This window comes from Pseudomonas urmiensis (genome assembly GCF_014268815.2).
Lineage (GTDB): Bacteria > Pseudomonadota > Gammaproteobacteria > Pseudomonadales > Pseudomonadaceae > Aquipseudomonas > Aquipseudomonas urmiensis.
Window position 1 is genome coordinate 1798001 of record NZ_JABWRE020000001.1, and the last position, 20772, is coordinate 1818772.

The window sequence follows — 20772 nt, forward strand, 5'->3', positions numbered from 1 at the left end:
GTTCAAACACCTACATTCGTTGAACTCGAGGTTCTTGCATGACGCTCAGTCCTTTGGCAGGCAAGTTGGCTCCGGCCAGCGTACTGGTTGATATTCCCCGCCTGCTGACCGCCTACTACACCGGCCGCCCTGATGCGTCCGTGGTTGCCCAGCGGGTTGCCTTCGGCACCTCCGGGCACCGGGGGACCTCCCTTGAGCTGAGCTTCAACGAGGACCACGTGCTGGCCATCACCCAGGCGATCTGCCTGTATCGCCAGGCCCAGGGCATCGATGGTCCGCTGTTCATTGGCGCCGACACCCATGCACTGTCCGCACCGGCTGCGGCCAGTGCCCTGCAAGTGCTGGCGGCCAATGGTGTGCAGGTGATGCTGTCCAAGGACGACGAGTACACCCCGACCCCGGCGGTGTCCCACGCCATTCTCTGCTACAACCGTGGCCGCCAGGCTGGCCTGGCCGACGGCATCGTCATCACCCCATCGCACAACCCACCACAAAGCGGCGGCTTCAAGTACAACCCGCCCAACGGCGGCCCTGCGGACAGCGACGTGACCAAGTGGGTCGAGGCCAAGGCCAACGAACTGCTGGCTGCAGGCCTGGCCGGGGTCAAGCGCATGGACTACGCCCAGGCCCTCAAGGCGCCGACCACCCAGCGTCATGACTATGTCGGCAACTATGTCGCGGACCTGGCCAACGTCATCGACTTCGACGTCATCCGCGCCGCCAACCTGCGCCTGGGCGTCGACCCGCTGGGCGGTGCCGGGGTGCGTTACTGGCAGGCCATCGCCGAGCACTACCAGCTGAATCTGGAAGTGGTCAACACCGAGGTCGACCCGACCTTCCGCTTCATGACCGTCGACTGGGACGGGCAGATTCGCATGGACCCATCCTCGCCTTACGCCATGCAGGGCCTGATCGGCCTGCGTGAGCGCTTCGATGTGGCCTTCGCCTGTGACCCTGACCACGACCGCCATGGCATCGTCACCGCCGATGGCTTGTTGGCGCCGAACAACTACCTGGCGGTGACCATCGACTACCTGTTCCGCCACCGCCCGCAGTGGCGCAGTGATGCGGCAGTGGGCAAGACCGTGGTCAGCAGCGGCTTGATCGACCGCGTCACCGCGCAACTGGGGCGCACCCTGTACGAAGTGCCAGTGGGCTTCAAGTATTTCGCCCAGGGGCTGTTCGACGGCTCGCTGGGCTTTGGCGGCGAGGAGAGTGCCGGCGCGTCGTTCTTGCGTCGGGATGGCTCGGTGTGGGCTACCGACAAGGACGGGCTGATCCCTGCGTTGCTGGCGGCGGAGATGACCGCGCGCACCGGGCGTAACCCGAGCCAGGCCTACGCTGACCTGACCGAGGCATTGGGCAAGCCCTTTGCCACGCGGGTTGAGGCCAAGGCCGATGCGCGGCAGAAAGCCCTGCTGAGCAAGTTGGCGCCGGAGCAGGTCAAATCGACCGAGCTTGCCGGTGAGCCGATCGAACAGGTCTTGAGCCATGCGCCGGGCAATGGCCAGGCCATCGGTGGGCTGAAGGTGATGACCCGCAATGGCTGGTTTGCGGCGCGGCCATCGGGCACCGAGGACATCTACAAAATCTACGCCGAGAGTTTTGTCGACGAGGCGCACCTGCAGCGGCTGGTTGAAGAAGCTCAGGCGTTGGTGGATGCGGCCATTGCCTGATTGAGCGGTTTGTCGATTCCGGCCCTATCGCTGCGACGTGTCGCGCGATAAGGCCGGATGATTCAACCTAGAACTGGCCTGCCTCCATCCCATACAAACTCGAACTCCCCGCCCGCACACTGGCCTCCAGCGCCAACCCCCGCGGCAAGATTCGTTCGAAGAAGAACGCCGCACAGGCAAGCTTGGCCCCGCAGAACTCGGCATCTTCAGCCAATTTGGCCTGCGCTACCGCGGCCATCCGCGCCCACATGTAGGCATAGGCCGTCAGCCCAAACAGGTGCAGGTATTCCACCGCCGTGGCACTGATCAGGTTGGCGTCGCTGGCCACCCCGGCCAGCAACCAGCGGGTGGTGTTCTCCAGTCGCACCAAGGCCTCGAGCAACGCTTCGCGATGCACGGGCGCATCGACCGCGAACGCGCGAATTTCGGCGGCAAAGGCTGCTAGCCCCTGGCCGCCATCGGCCACCACCTTGCGCCCCAGCAGATCCAGCGCCTGGATACCATTGGTGCCTTCATAGATCTGGGCAATGCGCACATCGCGCACCAACTGCTCCTGACCCCACTCGCGAATGTAGCCATGGCCGCCGAACACCTGCTGGCCGAGCACGCAGCTCTCCAGGCCGTTGTCGGTGAAGAAGGCCTTGGCCACTGGCGTCAGCAGGGCGACCAGGCGCTGGGCATGCTCACGCTCACCGGCATCCTCGGCATAACGCGCCAGGTCCAGCTGCTGGCCCACGTAAGTGGCAAAGGCGCGACCGCCTTCGGTGAGGCTGCGCATGGTCAACAGCATGCGCCGCACATCGCCATGGGCGATGATCGGGTCGGCGATCCGCTGCTGGGCTTGCGCGCCGCTGGCGGCGCGGCTTTGCAGGCGCTCGTTGGCGTAGCGTGCGGCGTTCTGGTAGGACGCCTCGGCGCAGCCAATGCCCTGGATGCCAATCGACAGGCGCTCGTAGTTCATCATGGTGAACATCGCTGCCAGGCCCTTGTTCGGCTCGCCTACCAGAAAGCCGGTGGCGGCATCGAAGTTCATCACGCAGGTGGCCGAGGCCTTGATGCCCATCTTGTGCTCGATCGAGCCGCAGTGAGCGCCATTGCGTGCGCCTAGGCTGCCATCGGCCTCGGGCAAGAACTTGGGCACCAGAAACAGTGAAATACCTTTGGCGCCTGCGGGGGCGTCGGGCAATTTCGCCAGGACCAGGTGGACGATGTTTTCAGTCAGGTCCTGCTCGCCGCCGGTGATGAAGATCTTGCTGCCGCTGATCTGGTAGCTGCCATCGGCCTGCGGTTCGGCGCGGGTGCGGATCAGCCCCAGGTCGGTGCCGGCGTGGGGTTCGGTCAGGCACATGGTGCCGGCCCATTGGCCGCTGTACAGCTGTGGCAGGTAAGCGGCCTTGAGCGCTTCGCTGGCATGCGCATCGATCGCCAGGCAGCTCCCGGCACTCAAGGCCGAATACAGGCTGAAGCTGCTGTCGGCGGCGTACATCATCTCTTCGAACAGCACCCCGAGCATCTTTGGCATGCCCATGCCGTCATAGTCAGGATTACCGCCCAAGCCGACCCAGCCGCCTTCGCGGTAGGTGTGCCAACTCTCGCGAAAGCCGTCTGGGGTGCTGACCTGGCCCGCTTCGAAGCGCACCCCTTGCTCATCGCCGTTGCGGCTGAGCGGGGCGATCAATTGGCCGGTGATCTTCGCCGCCTCTTCGAGGATGGCGTCAGCGGTGTCGGCATCGACCCGTTCGGCCAGGGCCGGCAGGCGCGCCCACAGGGCAGGGCCTTGGAACACGTCATGAAGCACGAAGCGCATGTCGCGCAGTGGAGCGTTGTAGTCGGTCATATCGAAGCTCGTCGGTTCAGAGGGCCTTGGCCCGGTCGCGCAGCAGGTATTTCTGGATCTTGCCGGTGGAGGTCTTCGGCAGCTCGCCGAACAGCACGGTCTTGGGCACCTTGAAGGCCGCCAGGTGCTCGCGGCACCAGGCGATGATCTCTGCTTCGCGGGTGGCGCCATGGCCTTGCTTGAGGGCGACGAAGGCGCACGGGGTCTCGCCCCATTTCTCATCCGGGCGGGCGACCACTGCGGCTTCGAGCACGGCGGGGTGCTTGTACAGGGTGTCTTCGACTTCGATGGTGGAGATGTTCTCGCCACCGGAGATGATGATGTCCTTGAGGCGGTCTTTGATCTCGACGTAACCGTCGGCATGCCACACCGCCAGGTCGCCGGTGTGGAACCAGCCGCCGCGGAAGGCCTCGGCGGTGGCTTCGGGGTTTTTCAGGTAGCCCTTCATCACCGTGTTGCCGCGCATGAAGATCTCGCCCAGGGTGTTGCCGTCACGCGGTACTGGCTGCAGGGTCTGCGAGTCGGCCACCATCAAGCCTTCCAGGGTTGGGTAACGCACGCCCTGGCGCGACTTGATGCGTGCACGCTCCGCCAGCGGCTGCTGGTCCCATTCGGCGTGCCAGGCGCACACCGTGACCGGGCCATAGACCTCGGTCAGGCCGTAGACGTGGGTGACCGCGATGCCCATTTCCTCGACCGCGCCGATCACCTTGGCCGGTGGTGCCGCACCGGCCACCATCGCCTGCACCGGGTGCTCGATGGCGGCCTTGGCGGTATCCGGCATATTCACCAGCGCGTTGAGCACGATCGGCGCACCGCACAGGTGGCTGACGCGGTGTTCGCGGATCAGGGTGAGGATCTTTTGCGGATCGACCCGACGCAGGAACACATGGGTGCCGGCCAAGGCAGTGACGGTCCACGGGTAGCACCAGCCGTTGCAGTGGAACATCGGCAAGGTCCACAGGTACACCGGATGGTTGCCCATCGCCCAGGTCATCTGGTTGCCGATAGCGTTGAGGTAGGCGCCGCGGTGGTGGTAGACCACGCCTTTGGGGTTGCCGGTGGTACCGGAGGTGTAGTTCAGCGAAATGGCCTGCCATTCGTCCTCAGGCCACTGCCAGGCGAACTCAGGGTCACCCTCGGCCAGCAGCGCTTCATAGTCCAGGTCACTGACCGGTTGGCCTTCGCCGTATTCCGGATCGTCGACGTCGACCACCAGGGGGGGCTGGGCCAGCAGCGCCAGGGCGCCGTGGATCACCGCGTGAAACTCGCGGTCAGCGATCAGCACCTTGGCTTCGCCATGTTCCAGCATGAAGGCAATGGCTTCGGCGTCCAGGCGCACGTTGAGGGTGTTGAGCACCGCGCCGAGCATGGGCACGGCAAAATGCGCTTCAAGCATCGCCGGGATGTTCGGCAGCATCACCGCAACGGTGTCGCCCTGGCCGATGCCGCGCTCGGCCAGGGCACTGGCCAGGCGTCGGCAGCGCTGATAGGTCTGCTGCCAGTTGCGCCGGATAGCGCCGTGGATCACGGCCGGGTATTGGCCGTAGACCGAGGCGGTGCGCTCGATGAAGCTCAGCGGGGTGAGGGGAACATGATTGACAGCAGCGGGCATCAGGCCCTGGGAGAATATCGACATGCGGTGGTCCTGTGTGGGAGGCAGGCGCAGCCTGTGCGCTGGGCTCCCGGTGGCTGATTGTTAGCTCTGATCAGGGAAGGGGCAGCGAAAAATGGCTCGCTTGCCCTGTCGCATTTTTACGCGAACCGCTATGTTAGCTGGAAGATCGACTATAGCAATATGGTAGAAATACTATAAAAAGCGAGCTCAAGCCGTGGACGACACCTCATCACCGTTGCTGGCCAAAGACCCGCAGCCCAGCGCGCTGCTAGCGGCCAACGCTCAATTGATCAGTGCCAATCGCGCCTTGCAGGCGATGATTGCCCAAGGGCCGGCGCTGGCGCAGTGGCTGCCGGCCAATTGTGCAGCGCTGGTTCGCGCTTGCCTGCGCCAAGACCGGGCGATTGCCGAGGTCGAGGCGCAGGTTGGCCAGCGGATCTTGCTCTGGACCTTCATCCCCGATGCCCGTGGCCAGCAGGTCTTGGCGCGCTGTCGCGATGCCAGCGACGAGCGCCACGCCGCGCGCGAAGCCAATCAATCGCGCCGGCTGTACCGCCTGATTACCGAGAACACCACCGACCTGATCTCCCGGCACAGCCCGGACGGGCGCTTTCTCGATGCCACTCCAGCGGCCTTTCGCCTGCTTGGGGTGTGGCCAGAGCAGTTGCGCGGCACCCCGGTGCGCAACCTGCTGCACCCGCACGAGCGCCGCCAGGCGCTGCGTCAGGCGGCTGCGGCGTTGGACGCGGATGGCTATCACCTCATGACCTGCCGCGTGCGTCACGCCGATGGCGGCTATCGCTGGTTCGAGATCGCCAGCCGGGCGATTCGCGAAACCTATACCGGGGCGGTGGTGGAGATCGTCAGTGTCTCTCGCGACATCAGCCTGCGCATCGAGGCCCAGCAGAACCTGGCGCACAGTGCCCGGCTGGCGACCCTGGGCGAGCTAGCCTCAGGCATTGCCCACGAAATCAATCAGCCGCTCGCCGCAGTGGTCAATTACGCCAACGCCAGCCAGCGTTACCTGCACGCGGTGGAGCATGACCCACAGGCTCGGGATCGGGTCGGCCAGGGCTTGCAACGCATCGTTGCGCAGGCGACCCACGCCGCCGAGGTGATCCGCCGCTTGCGCGCTTTTCTGCGCAAGGGGCCACGTCGCCTGCAGGCGCTGGCGATCGCCGATATCGCCGGCGAAGCGGTGCGTCTATGCGCGTGGGAGGCGGACCGCGATCAGGTCGAGATCGAGCTGCGCCTGCCCAGCACCTTGCCCCAGGTATACGCCGACCGGGTGCTGCTGGAGCAGGTACTGCTCAACCTGCTGCGCAACGCCATCGACGCCAACCGTGAGCAGCGTCGGGGCCAGCCGTCGCGTATCGTCCTGGCGGCGCGCCGCGAGGGCGACTGGCTGCAGGTCGAGGTCAGCGATCAAGGGCCGGGCGTGGCCTGCGAGCGCCTGGATGATATTTTTACCCCGTTCACCACCAGCAAGGCAGACGGTCTGGGCCTGGGCCTGAGTATGAGCCGCAGCCTTATTGAAGGCTTTGGCGGCAGCCTGCAGGCGCGCTTGGGGGAGGCGGGTGGCTTGGTGCTGTGCTGCCGCTTGGCGGCGATCAAACTATGAAGGACAGGGCAGTGATGCAGGCGAAGGTTTATGTGGTCGATGATGACCAGGGCATGCTCGATTCGACCGTCTGGTTGCTCGAGTCGGTGGGGTTGCAGGCGTTGCCATTCAGCAGTGGCCAGGCGTTTCTGGATGCCTGTGTAGGCGATGAGCCGGCCTGCGTCCTGCTCGATGTGCGGATGCCTGGCCTGGGCGGCCTGGCGGTCCAGCAGGCGTTGCGTGATCGCGGGGTACTGATGCCGGTGATCTTTGTCAGCGGCCATGCCGATGTACCGATCGTGGTACGGGGGTTCAAGGCTGGTGCCTGCGACTTCATCGAAAAGCCCTACAACGAGCAGCTGTTGCTCGACAGCGTCCAAGCGGCATTGAGCCACGCGCGTCAGGCGCAGCAGGGCAGTCTTGAGTTGGTCGCCATTCAGGCCCGTATCGACGGCATGACGCCACGTGAGCGCGACGTGTTCATCCCGCTGGTGCAAGGCCTGAGCAATCGGCAAGTCGCCGAGCAACTGGGGGTTAGCGTGAAAACCGTCGATCTGTATCGAGGACGGGTGATGAAACGCATGCAGGCCAGCAGCCTGGCGCAGTTGGTGGGGATGGCGATTGCCTGTGGCCAGGTGCAGGCGCTGGGGCTGGGCGCAATTGAAGTGAACTAACTGGCAGGCATGAAGGCTAATTTACATAGCCCGCTAATCAAAGCTTTGACATTCACTGCCTAGGCAGTAATATTTTCACACAATTGTCCGAGCGGCTGCCGATGTCTCATTTCAACCCGGAAAACTTCCAGACCTGCGCCATCGGCATGCTGCTGGGCCGCGCCGCAATCCTCAAGGACCGCATCCTCGACTGGCACCTGGAGAGCGAGGGGGTCACCGCCGCGCAATTCAAGGTGCTGATCATCGTCACCCAGTATCAGGTCGACACCCCAGCCGAGCTGTGTCGCTACCTGGGCCTGGATAGCGGTTCGATGACGCGCATGCTCGATCGCCTCGAACACAAAGGCCTGATCCTGCGCAACCGCTGCCCGGATGATCGGCGCCAAGTGCGCCTGGCCTTGACCGCTGATGGTCAACGGCTGGCCGACCGCCTGCCTGAGATCGGCGCGGCGGCGATGAACGAGCTGGTCGGTGTGCTGCAGCCCGAAGAGCTCAAGACCCTCGAAGGCCTACTGGCCAAGGTGCTGCTCAGCGCTGGCGACCCCCTGACGATCCGCCGCTTTGGCGATCGTTGATCCCTGTTACGCATTATCCAAGGTATTGTCATGGCCACTCCCACGGACACCTCTCCATCCACCTCGCCAGCCCAGGGCTCAGGCAAGCGCAAGGCGTGGCTGCTCGCTTTGCTGCTGTTGGTGATCCTTGCCGGTGCTGGCACCTGGGCCTGGTACAGCCTGGTCGGGCGCTGGCACGAAAGCACCGACGACGCCTATGTCAACGGCAACGTGGTGGAAATCACCCCACTGGTCACCGGCACGGTGACCAGCATCGGCGCCGATGACGGCGACCTGGTGCATGCCGGCCAGGTACTGCTGCAGTTCGACCCGGCCGACAGCGAGGTGGCCTTGCAGGCCGCTGAAGCCAAACTGGCGCGCACCGTGCGCGAGGTACGTGGGCTGTACAGCAATGTCGATGCGCTCAAGGCCCAGTTGCAGAGCCGTACGGCCGAGCTGAAAAAGGCCCGTGACAATTACAATCGACGCAAGGTACTGGCTGACAGCGGGGCGATTGCTGCCGAAGAAATCTCCCATGCCCACGATGACCTGACCTCGGCGCAAAGCGCGCTGGACAACGCCCGTCAGCAGCTCAATACCAGCACTGCGCTGATCGACGACACGGTGGTCTCCTCGCACCCTGAGGTGATGGCGGCAGCGGCTGACCTGCGCCAGGCCTATCTGGACCACGCCCGCACCATCCTGGTGGCGCCGGTCACTGGCTACGTGGCCAAGCGCACCGTGCAATTGGGCCAGCGCCTGCAACCGGGCACGGCGACCATGGCCGTGATTCCCCTGGATCAGGTGTGGATCGATGCCAACTTCAAGGAAACCCAACTGCGCCAGATGCGCATTGGCCAGCCGGTGGAAATCAGCGCCGACTTGTACGGCAGCGAGGTCAAGTACACCGGCACCATCGACAGCCTCGGCGCCGGTACCGGCAGCGCCTTTGCCTTGTTGCCTGCGCAGAACGCCACCGGCAACTGGATCAAGATCGTCCAGCGGGTGCCAGTGCGTATTCACCTCAATCCCGAGCAGCTCAAGGAGCATCCGCTGCGCATCGGCCTGTCCACCCTGGTCGAGGTCGACCTGCACGACCAGAGCGGCCCGGCCCTGGCCCAGCAGCCACCGCAGCAGGCCAGCTACACCACCCAGGTGTACGACCGCCAGCTGGTCGAGGCCGACCACCTGATCGCCCGGCTGATCCATGACAACAGCGCCAGCGGCAAGACGGCCCAGCGATGAGCAACCCAGCGCCCGCGCAGTTCACCCCGCCGAGCCTGCTGTTGACCACCATCGGCCTGTCGCTGGCGACCTTCATGCAGGTGCTCGACACCACCATCGCCAACGTTGCCTTGCCGACCATCTCGGGCAACCTGGGGGTCAGTTACGAGCAGGGCACCTGGGTCATCACCTCGTTTGCCGTGAGCAACGCCATCGCCTTGCCGCTGACTGGCTGGCTGAGCCGGCGTTTCGGTGAAGTGAAGCTGTTCATCTGGGCCACGCTGCTGTTCGTGGTGGCGTCGTTCCTGTGTGGCATTGCCCAGTCGATGCCGGAGTTGGTGGGCTTTCGCGTGCTCCAGGGGGTGGTCGCCGGCCCCCTGTACCCGATGACCCAGACCCTGCTGATTGCGGTTTATCCGCCTGCCAAACGAGGGATGGCCTTGGCGTTATTGGCCATGGTCACGGTGGTCGCGCCGATTGCCGGGCCGATTCTCGGCGGCTGGATCACCGACAGTTATAGCTGGCCGTGGATCTTCTTCATCAACGTGCCGATCGGCCTGTTCGCCGCCGCCGTGGTGCGTCAGCAGATGCGTAGTCGGCCCGTGGTGACCAGCCGCCAGCCGATGGACTACATCGGCCTGATCACCTTGATCATCGGCGTTGGTGCATTGCAGGTGGTGCTGGACAAGGGCAACGACCTGGACTGGTTCGAGTCGTCGTTCATCATCGTCGGCAGCCTGATTTCGCTGGTCTTCCTGGCGATCTTCATCATCTGGGAGCTGACCGACCGCCATCCGGTGGTCAACCTGCGGCTGTTCGCGCACCGCAATTTCCGCATCGGCACCCTGGTGCTGGTCGGCGGTTATGCAGGCTTTTTCGGCATCAACCTCATTTTGCCGCAGTGGCTACAGACGCAGATGGGTTACACCGCCACCTGGGCTGGGCTGGCCGTGGCGCCGATTGGCTTGCTGCCGGTGGTGATGTCGCCGTTTGTCGGCAAGTACGCGCACCGCTTCGACTTGCGCGTGCTGGCTGGCCTGGCTTTCCTGGCCATCGGCACCAGCTGCTACATGCGCGCAGGCTTCACCAATGAGGTGGACTTCCAGCATATCGCCCTGGTGCAGCTGTTCATGGGTATTGGTGTGGCGCTGTTCTTCATGCCGACCTTGAGCATCCTGTTGTCGGACCTGCCGCCCCATCAAATTGCCGATGGTTCGGGCCTGGCCACCTTCCTGCGGACCTTGGGCGGCAGCTTTGCCGCGTCCTTGACCACCTGGATCTGGATTCGCCGCGCCGACCAGCACCATGCCTACTTGAGCGAGCACATCAGCCAGTACGACCCGGCCACCCGGCACGCCCTGGAACAGCTGGGCGGCGCCAGCCCGCAGAGCTATGCGCAGCTTGAGCAGATCCTCAATGGCCAGGCCTACATGATGTCGACGGTCGACTACTTCACCCTGATGACTTGGATATTTGCCGGGTTGATCCTGCTGGTGTGGTTCGCCAAACCGCCGTTCACCGCCAAGGCGGCGCCGGCTTCGGCAGGGCACTAGTTGTCAATCCAGTGAGGCAGGCGTTAGCCTTGTGCCATCAATTTCCAAGGGGGAATGGATGGACAAGGTAATCGTCATCACCGGTGCCAGCCGTGGCATCGGTGCCGCCACCGCACTGCTGGCTGCGCAACAGGGCTATCGCATCTGCATCAACTACCACGCGGACGACCAGGCTGCCGAGCGCATCCTGGCCCAGGTCCGCGAGCTGGGCGCCGAGGCGATTGCCGTGCGCGCCGATGCCAGCGTCGAGGACGAGGTGGTGCAGCTGTTCCACCGCGTCGATCAGGAGCTGGGGCCAGTCAGCGCATTGGTCAACAATGCCGGCACTATTGGTCAACAGAGCCGGGTCGAGGAAATGTCCGAGTTTCGTCTGCTCAAAGTGATGAAGACCAACGTAGTCGGGCCGATACTGTGCACCAAGCATGCGCTGCTGCGCATGGCCCGCAGGCATGGCGGTCAGGGTGGGGCGATCGTCAACGTGTCATCGATGGCCGCGCGCCTGGGCTCGCCTAACGAGTACGTTGACTACGCCGCCTCCAAGGGCGCCTTGGACAGTTTCACCATTGGCCTGGCCAAGGAAGTGGCGGGCGAGGGCGTGCGGGTCAATGGCGTGCGCCCGGGCTACATCCACACCGGCTTTCATGCCCTGAGCGGCGATCCTGAGCGGGTCAGCAAGCTCGAGCCTGGGCTGCCGATGGGCCGCGGTGGCCAACCGCAAGAGGTGGCTGAGGCGATCCTTTGGCTGCTGTCGGACAAAGCTTCCTATTCCACTGGCAGCTTTATCGACCTCAGCGGCGGACGCTGAGCGCACGCTATCTCACTGCTCAAGCATCTGGCCGACCCGTTCGGCCAGGGCTTGGAGGGTGAATGGCTTGGTCAGTACGCTCATGCCTGGCTCCAGCTCGCCATTGCTCAACACGGCGGTTTCGTCGTAGCCGGTGACGAACAGCACTTTCAGCCCTGGATAGCGCGCCCGCAGTGCGTCAGCTACCTGGCGGCCGTTGAGCCCACCCGGCAGGCCAACGTCAGTGACCAACAGATCAGGGCGCGATGTGTCTTGCAGGCCACTGAGTGCAATTGGCCCATCCTCGAACATCTCAACTTGATGCCCCAGGTCTTCCAGCATTTCGGCCATGACCAGGCGCATCGCCGCTTCGTCCTCTACCACAACCACCCGGCAACCTGCGGCAGGTGGCTTTGTCGTGCACAAGACCAGCTCAGGCTGCACTGCAAGCGACCCTGCCGTCGGCACATGACGCGGTATGAACAGCTTCACCACGGTACCCTGGCCAAGCGTGGAGTCGATGTGGATTTGACCGCCTGATTGACGTACGAAGCCATACACCATCGATAAGCCCAGCCCGGTTCCGCGCCCCAGCGGCTTGGTGGTGAAAAAGGGTTCGACAGCGCGGGCCACGACCTGAGCCGACATCCCTCGGCCGCTGTCTTCCACGCTTAGGCAAAGATAAGCCCCGGCAGCTAGATCGAGTGATTTGGCCTGGGCCTCGAGCAGCTCGATATTGTTGCAGCGAATGACGATGTCGCCGCCATCGGGCATGGCATCGCGGGCATTGATACAGAGGTTGAGCAGGGCGCTTTCCAGTTGCGGTGGATCGATGCGTACCGGCCAGAGGTCAGCGGCGCAGCAGTTTTGCAGACGGATGTGCGGGCCCACGCTACGGCCAATCAGCTCGTGCATGCCGGCGACCAATTCAGCGACGCACGTCAGGCTCGGTAGCAGCGTCTGCCGTCGGGAGAAGGCCAGCAGTCGATGGACCAGGGCGGCTGCACGATGGGCCGCGCCGTGGGCGCTGTGCAATAGCTCAGGCAGGGCATCAGGGCGCTCGTCCGCCAGCCGCGCTTGGGCCAGCTCCAGTGCGCCGAGGATGCCGCCAAGCAGGTTGTTGAAGTCATGGGCGACGCCTCCGGTGAGTTGGCCGACCGCCTCCATTTTTTGTGCCTGGCGCAGGGCCTCTTCAGCTTTTATACGCTCGGCCATCGCTTGGTTGACGCGTTGCTCAAGCTGCTCGTTGAGCTTCTGCAGGGCGTTTTCGGCACGTTTACGCGCAGTCGCGTCGCGAAAGATCACTGCAACCAGCCGTTGCTCGGCGGGTTCAAGGCGCAGCGCGCTGAGGGCCAGGCAGCGATCAGTGGCGTACAGGTCATGCTCGAAGTAGACCGGCTCACCAGTACGCGCTACCTCACCGAAGTGCTTGAGCCAAACCTCGGCTTCGTCCGGGATGACCTGGCGCAAGGTTCGCCCCACCACGTCAGGCAGGCCAGCGTGACGCGAATAGGCCGGGTTGGCCATCAGGTGCACATAGTCGCTCATCGGCCCATTGGGGCCGTCGATGAACTGGATGACGCAAAAGCCTTCTTCCATGGTCTCGAACAAGAAGCGGTATCGTTCGGCTTCCTGCATGCGCTCGCGAAACAACCCAGCTTCGCGGGTGAGGCGGGCATTGTCGCGCTGCAAGGTCATCAGCTGTTGGCGCAGGTGGTTCAGTTCGCTAGACGTCTGTGTCGACATCCGTGTCTCCATCCCTATGTTGGTCGAGCTAGGCAGGTCTGAATCAGCCCTGCAACAGTTGGCTTACCCGTTCGGCTAGTGTGGCAAGCTCGAAAGGTTTGAGCAGCATTTGCGCGTCAGCTGGCGGCTTGCCGCCGGTCAATGTGCTCGGCTCATACCCTGTGATGAACAGAATCGCGGTATCCGGGAGCGTGTCCCTGCAGGCGTTCGCCACCTGGTAACCGTTGATTCCACCGGGCAGGCCTATGTCACTGATCAGCAGATCTGGGCGGATACCCTGGGCAAGTGCTTCGATAGCGGCCGCGCCTGACTCGAACACATACACCTGATGACCAAGTTCCTCAAGCACATCGCACAGCAACATGCGCATGGCGGCCTGGTCTTCGACCAGCATGATCTGCTGCGAAACCTGCGCCGGGGCAGGGCGTGTGCCAGTGCTGACGGTTGAGGGCAAGGGTGGTATCTGGGCGACATGTCGGGGCAGGAACAGGCGTACACAGGTGCCTTGTTCAGCATGCGAGTCGATCCGCAACTGGCCACCCGATTGGCGCACGAAACCGTAGACCATCGACAGCCCAAGGCCCGAACCCTGGCCCAGCGGTTTGGTGGTGAAAAACGGGTCGATGGCCCGTTGCGCTACTTCGGCTGACATCTCGTGGCCGTTGTCTTCGACTGCCAGGCACAGATAATCACCCGCATACAGATCAAGCGGGCGGGCTCGATCATGATCAAGCGCGATGTTCTCACCTCGTACAGTGATCAGCCCACCCATGGGCAGGGCGTCGCGGGCATTGATGCAGAGATTGAGCAAGGCGCTTTCCAGCTGTGGCGGATCAATGAAGGTTGGCCACAGCTCTTGACTGAAACGGCTGCGCAATTCGATGCCTGGACCGATGCTGCGGCGCAGTAATTCCTCGATGCCATCGATCAACCGGCCCACGTCGGTAGGCTGGGGTTGCAAGGTTTGCTTGCGTGAGAAGGCCAGCAAGCGATGGACCAGGGCACATGCGCGGTGGGCAGAGCCGTTGGCGGTCTCCAGCAAACGGGCCAAATCATCGTAGCTGCCCTTTTCAAGGCGTTGTTGAATCAGTTCGTGAGCGCCGAGAATGCCTCCCAGCAGATTGTTGAAGTCATGGGCAACACCTCCACTGAGTTGGCCCACAGCTTCCATCTTTTGCGCTTGGCGCAGGGCTTGCTCGGCCTGCAGCAAGCGTTGCTGGTCTTCCATGCGTTCACTGATGTCGTAGGCAAACAGATAGGCACCTTGCACAGCGCCGGCCTGATCGCGCAGGGCATGGAAATGCAGTTCGAAATGGCGTCGGTGCGCTCCCTCGCCGAAGGCCTCGATCGCAGTGAAGCGCTCACCCGCCAACGCCCGTTGCCACATCGGTAGGATCAATTGACTATCGATGGCGTGCTCGCGCATGACATCCGGCATGTAGTCGCCAACCTGCGGAACGCGGCCGTACAGCTGGAGAATCTCGAGCCTGGCTGTTCGGTTGATGGCCAGCCAGCGTAGGCCCATATCGATTACATGCACATTGGCGATACTGTGATCGACCAGCTCGGCGAATAGCCGCCGTTCAGCCAGCGCTGTGCTGGAGCGATGCTCAAGCTGTGCATTCAATGCTTGCAGCGCGTGTTCGGCGCGGTGACGCTCGGTAATATCCTTGAACAGCACGGCCACTTGGCGCTTGTGCGCAGGCTCGATACGAAACGTGGTAATCGACAGCACGCGCCCGGTGGCGATCAACTCCTGTTCGAAGTGCAGCTGTTCTCCGCTGTAGAGCACTGGCCGATAGCGTGCAATCCAGTCATCAGCCTCATCAGGCACCATTTCACGCAACTTCTGCCCGACCACGTTGGCAATCCCGGCATGTTTGGCATAGGCGGCGTTCGCCATGATGTGCACGTAGTCGCTCAATGGCCCGTGGGGGCCATCGAAGAACTCGATGATGCAAAAGCCTTCGTCCATGGTGTCGAACAAAAAGCGGTACAGGCCGTCGTCGAGGTTCTGGCTGAGCGCCAGTTGTGCTTCGAGTTCGCTGTTGCGGCGTTCAAGCGCTTGTAGCTGCTGACGCAAGGCGTGCAGTTCGGCGTCGGGCATGCGGGCATCCTGCGCAAGGCATCACGGCGCAACTGTAGCCTGCTCGACCCCCTTAAGCTAGAACGACCTTACGATACGCCCCAGGGTTTCCATGGCCTGTTCCGAGCTGTCCGCCCATGGGCTGCCATAGTTCAGGCGGATGCAGTTGGCGAAGCGCCCGGTTGGCGAGAAGATCGGCCCGGGGGCGATGCTGATGCCTTGGGCCAGGGCCAGGTGGAACAGTTTCAGCGCGTCCATCTGTTCGGGCAGTTCCAGCCATAGGAAATAACCCCCTGAGGGCTGACTGACGCGCGTCTGCGCCGGAAAGTGCCGGGCGATTGCCGCCAGCATGCTGGCCTGCTGGCCTTCCAGGGCGTAGCGCAGTTTGCGCAGATGGCGATCATAGCCGCCATGTTGCAAGTAGTCGGCAATGGCCGCCTGGGCCGGCATCGAGGCGCACAGCGACGTCATCAGCTTGAGCCGTTCGATCTTCTGCGCAAAGCGCCCGGCCGCGACCCAGCCGATGCGGTAGCCCGGGGCCAGGCTTTTGGCGAACGAGCCGCAGTGCATCACCAGCCCCTCGGTATCGTAGGCCTTGGCAGGTTTTGGTGCTTGCTGCGCGTAGTACAGCTCGGCGTAGACATCGTCCTCGATCAGCGGCACCTGGTGGCGGCGCAGCAGTTCGACCAGCTCCTGTTTCTTGGCATCAGGCATGCTCGCGCCCACCGGGTTCTGGAAGTTGGTCATGCACCACACGGCCTTGACCGGGTGCTTGTCCAAGGTTTGCGCCAGCACGCCCAGGTCCATGCCTTCGCGTGGGTGTACCGGGATCTCCACCGCCTTGAGCTTGAGCCGTTCCAGCACCTGCAAACAGGCATAGAACGCGGGCGCCTCGATTGCCACCAGGTCGCCGGGTTCGGTCACCGCCTGCAAGCACAGGTTCAGCGCCTCCAGGGCGCCATTGGTGATCAGCAGCTCTTCCATCGGTAGCATCAGGCCGCCGACCATGTAGCGCAGGGCAATCTGTCGGCGCAGCTGCGGGTTGCCCGGCGACAGGTCGGTGACCACCATGCGTGGGTCCATGGCGCGGCTGGCACTGGCCAGCGAGCGCGCCAGGCGTTGTAGCGGAAACAGGGTGGGGCTGGGGAAAGCCGAGCCGAACGGGATGGTGTGCGGATCCTTGATCGAATCGAGAATGGAAAACACCAGGCCGCTGACGTCGACATCAGTCGATTCGCTGACCGGCTGCAACGCTTGCGGCTCGCTGAACTGGCGTGGGGCATGGGCGTTGACGAAATACCCTGAGCGCGGCCGGGCGCGGATCAGCCCGCGGCGCTCCAGCAGGTAGTAGGCCTGGAACACCGTGGAGGGGCTGACGCCGTGGGTCTGGCTGGCGTAGCGCACCGAGGGTACCCGTTGGCCGGGGCCGAGCACCCCGGAGCGGATCAGTTCGGCAATGTCATCGGCGAATCGTTCGTAACGTTTCATTATGTTTTGGCAGGCAAGGTAATGGGTCAGTGTAAGGGATCAGCGGTTCAACGGCGCGACGAAACGGCTGCGCGCAGTGCTGCTGACCTCGGCTTGGTCGCTGTCCTGGACCTGGAATACCAGGTCTTGTGAGCTGCTGGTCGGGCGCTCGGCAAGCAGGGCCACCGACACTGGCATCTCACTCATTTCGCCAGCAGCGATGGTGAACTCGGTCTTGCCGTGCAGCTCGAAGCCGTCGGCATCCACCAGGCGCAGGTGGTAGCGTTGGGCTTGTTGGGTCTTGTTGATGACCTTGAGCAGGTAGATGTTCTCGATCTGCCCCAGGGCGTTTTCACGGAACAGGCCGCGGTCCTTGATCACGTCCAACGAGACCATCGGTCGCCACTGCAAGGCCAGTACCAGCGCGCCGATCATCACCACCAGCGCGCAGGCATAGCCGAGCAGGCGCGGACGCAGCCAATGGGTGACACCCCCTTGCAGGGTGTGCTCGGACTTGTAGCCGATCAGTCCGCGGGCGTAGCCCATCTTGTCCATCACCTCGTCACAGGCATCGATGCAGGCGGCGCAGCCAATGCAGGCCATCTGCAGGCCTTCGCGGATATCGATGCCGGTGGGGCAGACTTGCACGCACAGGGTGCAGTCGATGCAGTCACCGAGGTTCTGTGCGCGAGGCTCGCTGCCTTTCTTGCGCGGGCCGCGCGACTCGCCCCGCGCCGGATCGTAGGCTACGGCCAAGGTGTCTTTATCGAACATCACCGCCTGGAAGCGGGCGTACGGGCACATGTGCATGCACACCGCTTCGCGCAGAAAACCTGCGTTGAGGTAGGTAGCCCCGGTGAAAAACAGCACCCAGAACAGCGCGACGCCGCCCAACTGCAAGGTGAACAGCTCTGCGGCCAATGGCCGGATCGGTGTGAAGTAGCCGACGAAGGTCAACCCGGTCATCACCGCAATAGCCAGCCACAGCGTGTGTTTGAGCGTGCGTCGGCCGATTTTCTCCAGGCTCCACGGCGCGGCTGCCAACTTGATCCGTTGGTTGCGATCGCCCTCGCTGATCTTTTCACACCACATGTACAGCCAGGTCCAGGTGCTTTGCGGGCAGCTGTAGCCGCACCAAACGCGCCCGGCGAACACGGTGATGGCGAACAGGCCAAAGGCGCAGATGATCAGCAGCGCCGACAGCAGGATGAAGTCCTGCGGCCAGAAGGTGGTGCCAAAGATGTGGAACTTGCTTTCAGCCAAGTCCCACAGCACCGCCTGACGACCGTTCCAGTTCAGCCAGGCTGTGCCGAAGAACAGGGCGAACAGCAAGCCGGCAAAACCGATGCGCAAGTTGCGGTACAGGCCGGTGAAGCTGCGGGTGTGGATAGCGCCGTCGCTGTGGCTTTTGCTCTTGTTGACGGCGGGCGGGGTCACTTCGATAACTCGGTAGGCAATTTTCTCGCTCATGTCGCGTTGCTCATCAGGCTTCATCGGACCCGGGCACTATGGCCCTCGGTCTGTTTTCAGCACAGACTCAGCTAGCGTGATAAAAACCGTATCAGATTATCGGCAGTGGCCCTCCAGCCCTCAGATTACCGAGCCTGGCTCGCTGGCTTTCAGATGCCTGCGGCTATCCACCGCACCTACCACCGTCAACGCATCGGCCTCCGCTTCGGTGATTGGCACGCGCTCTCCGGCGAGCACCGCGACCGACATGCGCAACTGCTCATCGGTGAAGATCTCGACTTCGGGCCCTGTGCCCTCAATGCGCGCATGATCGCCAATCAGGGTGCAATGGCCGGTACTTTCGTTCACTTCGACAGGCATGATGAGTTCCTCCAGGTGGGGTCATTGGTTGTGACCTCAGCGGCGCGCCGGTTGCTGCATCGTTCCGTCCAGCGGAGCGCATTGCACTTAGTCAGGTGCGCGCAGGTCAATCTTCTAGTGGATTGGCAGCGGAGAGTCTCGATGGACAGTGGCTGGGAAAAGATCTGGCAAACCGTGCAGGCCGAGTTCGCCGATGTCACCAACGAAGAAGAAGTGACGCGGATCCTCCTGCGCTTGCTGATGGCAGCGATGCTCGGCGCGGTGCTGGGTTTCGAGCGCGAGCACAAGGGCAAGTCGGCAGGGGTGCGTACACACATGCTGGTGTCGATGGGCGCGGCGTTGTTCGTGCTGGCACCGAGCATGGCCGGGGCTGATGAGCAGGCCTTGAGCCGGGTGATTCAGGGCATCGTTGCGGGGATCGGTTTTCTTGGCGCGGGGACTATTCTCAAGGGCAATGGCAAGGACACCAGCCATGTCAAAGGGCTGACCACCGCAGCGGGTTTATGGATGACCGCAGCGATTGGCACGGCGGCCGGGATGGGGCGTGAAGCGACGGCGCTGATTAGCACGGTGCTGGCGCTGCTGGTGTTGGCGACGATGCCGATGTTGGTAGACAAAGTCGAGGGCGAGAATGACGAGAAGCAGCAGGAGGAGGGCAGTGAGAAGCACTGAGGGGAGCCGAAGCTCCCCTCAAATCGTTGCTGCCTGCTCTTTTTTTATTATTGAAGACTGGCTTTTTGTTGTTTTTGTAAGCCTGTCTTGGTGTTGCGAGCCGACCCCCATCCGGGGTCAAGAGCAAACGTATTTTTTTGAGCGCTGACCTGCTTTCATCATGACTGATCCGATCCTGACCGTTGCTACCTGAAGGTAGTTTTATTGTTCTGTGTCAGGCCGCGGGGCAAACCCCCTGGAAGGCACGTCTACTCCAAAAAAATCTGCTTGCTACGCCTCTGCCGTGTTGTTCTTGTTATGTCAGAGCCGTTACCTGTTGTTTTTATTGGGTGTCTCGTTTTTGTTCTTGTTATGCCAGAGATAAAGCAGGTGCCGTGCCAACTTTGTAAAACCCTTTAAAATCAAAGGCTTGATGTTTTTCGTGATGAGCGGCGCTCGGGAAAATCTGTCGAAATGTTTCCCTGTTACCCGATTTATTGCTGGCAAGTGTGGGAGCGGTAACACCAGGCCCACACATTGATGACATTAGTGTGACTCATTGTGCGCTGCGTGCCCGGGCCACCCGCGAGCCGTTGGCACGGCCCAGCACCTGGCTGATGCGTTGACCGGCGGCGATCAGCTTGTCCAGGTCGATACCGGTTTCGATGCCCAGGCCCTGCAACAGGTACAACACGTCTTCAGTGGCGATGTTGCCGGTCGCACCCTTGGCATAAGGGCAGCCGCCAAGGCCGGCCACAGAGCTGTCGAACACCTGGATGCCTTCGAGCAGGCTGGCGTAGACGTTGGCCAGGGCCTGACCGTAGGTGTCATGGAAGTGTCCAGCCAGTTGCTCACGCGGCACCTGTGCGGCGACCACTTCGAACAGACGCCGAGTGTCACCGGCGGTGCCGGTACCGATGGTGTCCCCCAGCGACACCTCATAGCAGCCCATGTCATGCAGCGCCTTGGCCACCGGCGCGACCTGTTCGGCGCTGACCTTGCCTTCATAAGGGCAGCCGAGTACGCAGGAAACATAGCCGCGCACGCGCACGCCGTGGCTGCGCGCCGCGTCCATGATGGGTTCGAAACGCTGCAGGCTTGCGCTGATCGAGCAGCTGATATTGCGTTGGGAGAAGGCCTCGGAAGCAGCAGCAAACACCGCTACCTCTTTTACCCCAGCTGCCAGCGCATCTTCAAAACCGCGCAAGTTCGGCGCCAGGGCCGCGTAGGTAACTCCTGGATGCTGGCGGATGGCGGCGAACACCTCGGCCGAGCCTGCCATTTGCGGCACCCATTTGGGCGAGACGAAACTGCCGACTTCAATGTAGCGAAGGCCAGCCTCGGTCAAGTCATCGACCAGGCGCACCTTGTCGGCGACGCTGATCGGCTGGGCTTCGTTTTGCAGGCCGTCACGCGGGCCGACTTCGACCAGGCGGACGTTCTTGGGCAATGACATGGCAAGGTTCCTGTGG

16 protein-coding genes are annotated in these 20772 nt (G+C 62.9%); 8 read left to right on the forward strand and 8 right to left on the reverse strand.

Annotated features, from left to right (window positions below; genetic code table 11):
• Positions 1 to 38: 38 nt before the first annotated feature.
• Entirely contained in the window at positions 39 to 1676 is a 1638-nt protein-coding gene (gene pgm, locus HU737_RS07965; RefSeq protein ID WP_186553425.1) for a phosphoglucomutase (alpha-D-glucose-1,6-bisphosphate-dependent), read from the forward strand.
• A gap of 67 nt (positions 1677 to 1743) precedes the next feature.
• Here the strand turns inward: pgm and HU737_RS07970 are convergent, their stop codons facing one another.
• Positions 1744 to 3513 (reverse strand): acyl-CoA dehydrogenase C-terminal domain-containing protein, encoded by a 1770-nt coding sequence (locus tag HU737_RS07970; protein WP_186553424.1) that lies wholly within the window; start codon positions 3511 to 3513, stop codon positions 1744 to 1746.
• A gap of 16 nt (positions 3514 to 3529) precedes the next feature.
• Positions 3530 to 5152 carry an acyl-CoA synthetase gene (locus HU737_RS07975; protein WP_186553423.1) on the reverse strand — a complete coding sequence of 541 codons (1623 nt, stop codon included), beginning with the start codon at positions 5150 to 5152 and terminating at the stop codon, positions 3530 to 3532.
• Between the two features lie 193 nt (positions 5153 to 5345).
• On the opposite strand from HU737_RS07975, the gene HU737_RS07980 reads away from it, so the two are divergent.
• From HU737_RS07980 to HU737_RS08005, 6 genes are all read left to right on the forward strand, one after another.
• On the forward strand, positions 5346 to 6752 hold the full coding sequence (locus HU737_RS07980; RefSeq protein WP_186553422.1) for a sensor histidine kinase: 1407 nt from the start codon (positions 5346 to 5348) through the stop codon (positions 6750 to 6752).
• A gap of 14 nt (positions 6753 to 6766) precedes the next feature.
• A complete protein-coding gene (locus tag HU737_RS07985) occupies positions 6767 to 7405 on the forward strand; it encodes a response regulator transcription factor (RefSeq protein ID WP_186553421.1) in 639 nt (212 codons plus the stop codon).
• Between the two features lie 101 nt (positions 7406 to 7506).
• Positions 7507 to 7980 (forward strand): MarR family winged helix-turn-helix transcriptional regulator, encoded by a 474-nt coding sequence (locus HU737_RS07990; RefSeq protein ID WP_186553420.1) that lies wholly within the window; start codon positions 7507 to 7509, stop codon positions 7978 to 7980.
• Positions 7981 to 8010: 30 nt separating this feature from the next.
• The gene (locus tag HU737_RS07995) at positions 8011 to 9204 is read left to right on the forward strand and encodes an HlyD family secretion protein (RefSeq protein WP_186553419.1); all 1194 of its coding nucleotides are present in this window, start codon (positions 8011 to 8013) and stop codon (positions 9202 to 9204) included.
• Positions 9201 to 10736, forward strand: coding sequence for a DHA2 family efflux MFS transporter permease subunit (locus tag HU737_RS08000; RefSeq protein ID WP_186553418.1), 1536 nt, complete (start codon positions 9201 to 9203; stop codon positions 10734 to 10736). Before HU737_RS07995 ends, HU737_RS08000 begins: the two co-directional genes overlap by 4 nt.
• A 58-nt stretch (positions 10737 to 10794) precedes the next feature.
• Complete coding sequence (locus tag HU737_RS08005) at positions 10795 to 11541, forward strand: SDR family oxidoreductase (protein ID WP_186553417.1); 747 nt, start codon at positions 10795 to 10797, stop codon at positions 11539 to 11541.
• Positions 11542 to 11553: 12 nt separating this feature from the next.
• Here HU737_RS08005 and HU737_RS08010 read toward each other — a convergent pair whose 3' ends face one another.
• The 5 genes from HU737_RS08010 to HU737_RS08030 form a co-directional block, all read right to left on the reverse strand.
• Positions 11554 to 13266 (reverse strand): ATP-binding protein, encoded by a 1713-nt coding sequence (locus tag HU737_RS08010; RefSeq protein WP_186553416.1) that lies wholly within the window; start codon positions 13264 to 13266, stop codon positions 11554 to 11556.
• A 43-nt stretch (positions 13267 to 13309) separates the two neighbouring features.
• Positions 13310 to 15373, reverse strand: coding sequence for a PAS domain-containing protein (locus HU737_RS08015; RefSeq protein ID WP_186553415.1), 2064 nt, complete (start codon positions 15371 to 15373; stop codon positions 13310 to 13312).
• 57 nt (positions 15374 to 15430) lie between these two features.
• Positions 15431 to 16840 (reverse strand): GntR family transcriptional regulator MpaR, encoded by a 1410-nt coding sequence (gene mapR, locus HU737_RS08020; RefSeq protein ID WP_186553414.1) that lies wholly within the window; start codon positions 16838 to 16840, stop codon positions 15431 to 15433.
• 39 nt (positions 16841 to 16879) lie between these two features.
• Positions 16880 to 18289, reverse strand: coding sequence for a cytochrome c oxidase accessory protein CcoG (gene ccoG, locus HU737_RS08025; protein WP_186553413.1), 1410 nt, complete (start codon positions 18287 to 18289; stop codon positions 16880 to 16882).
• 120 nt (positions 18290 to 18409) lie between these two features.
• Complete coding sequence (locus tag HU737_RS08030) at positions 18410 to 18649, reverse strand: DUF3203 family protein (protein ID WP_186553412.1); 240 nt, start codon at positions 18647 to 18649, stop codon at positions 18410 to 18412.
• A 141-nt stretch (positions 18650 to 18790) separates the two neighbouring features.
• Between HU737_RS08030 and HU737_RS08035 the strand changes: the two genes are divergently transcribed.
• The gene (locus tag HU737_RS08035; protein WP_186553411.1) at positions 18791 to 19321 is read left to right on the forward strand and encodes an MgtC/SapB family protein; all 531 of its coding nucleotides are present in this window, start codon (positions 18791 to 18793) and stop codon (positions 19319 to 19321) included.
• Positions 19322 to 19856: 535 nt separating this feature from the next.
• Here HU737_RS08035 and HU737_RS08040 read toward each other — a convergent pair.
• Complete coding sequence (locus HU737_RS08040; protein WP_186553410.1) at positions 19857 to 20756, reverse strand: hydroxymethylglutaryl-CoA lyase; 900 nt, start codon at positions 20754 to 20756, stop codon at positions 19857 to 19859.
• Between the last annotated feature and the right edge of the window lie 16 nt (positions 20757 to 20772).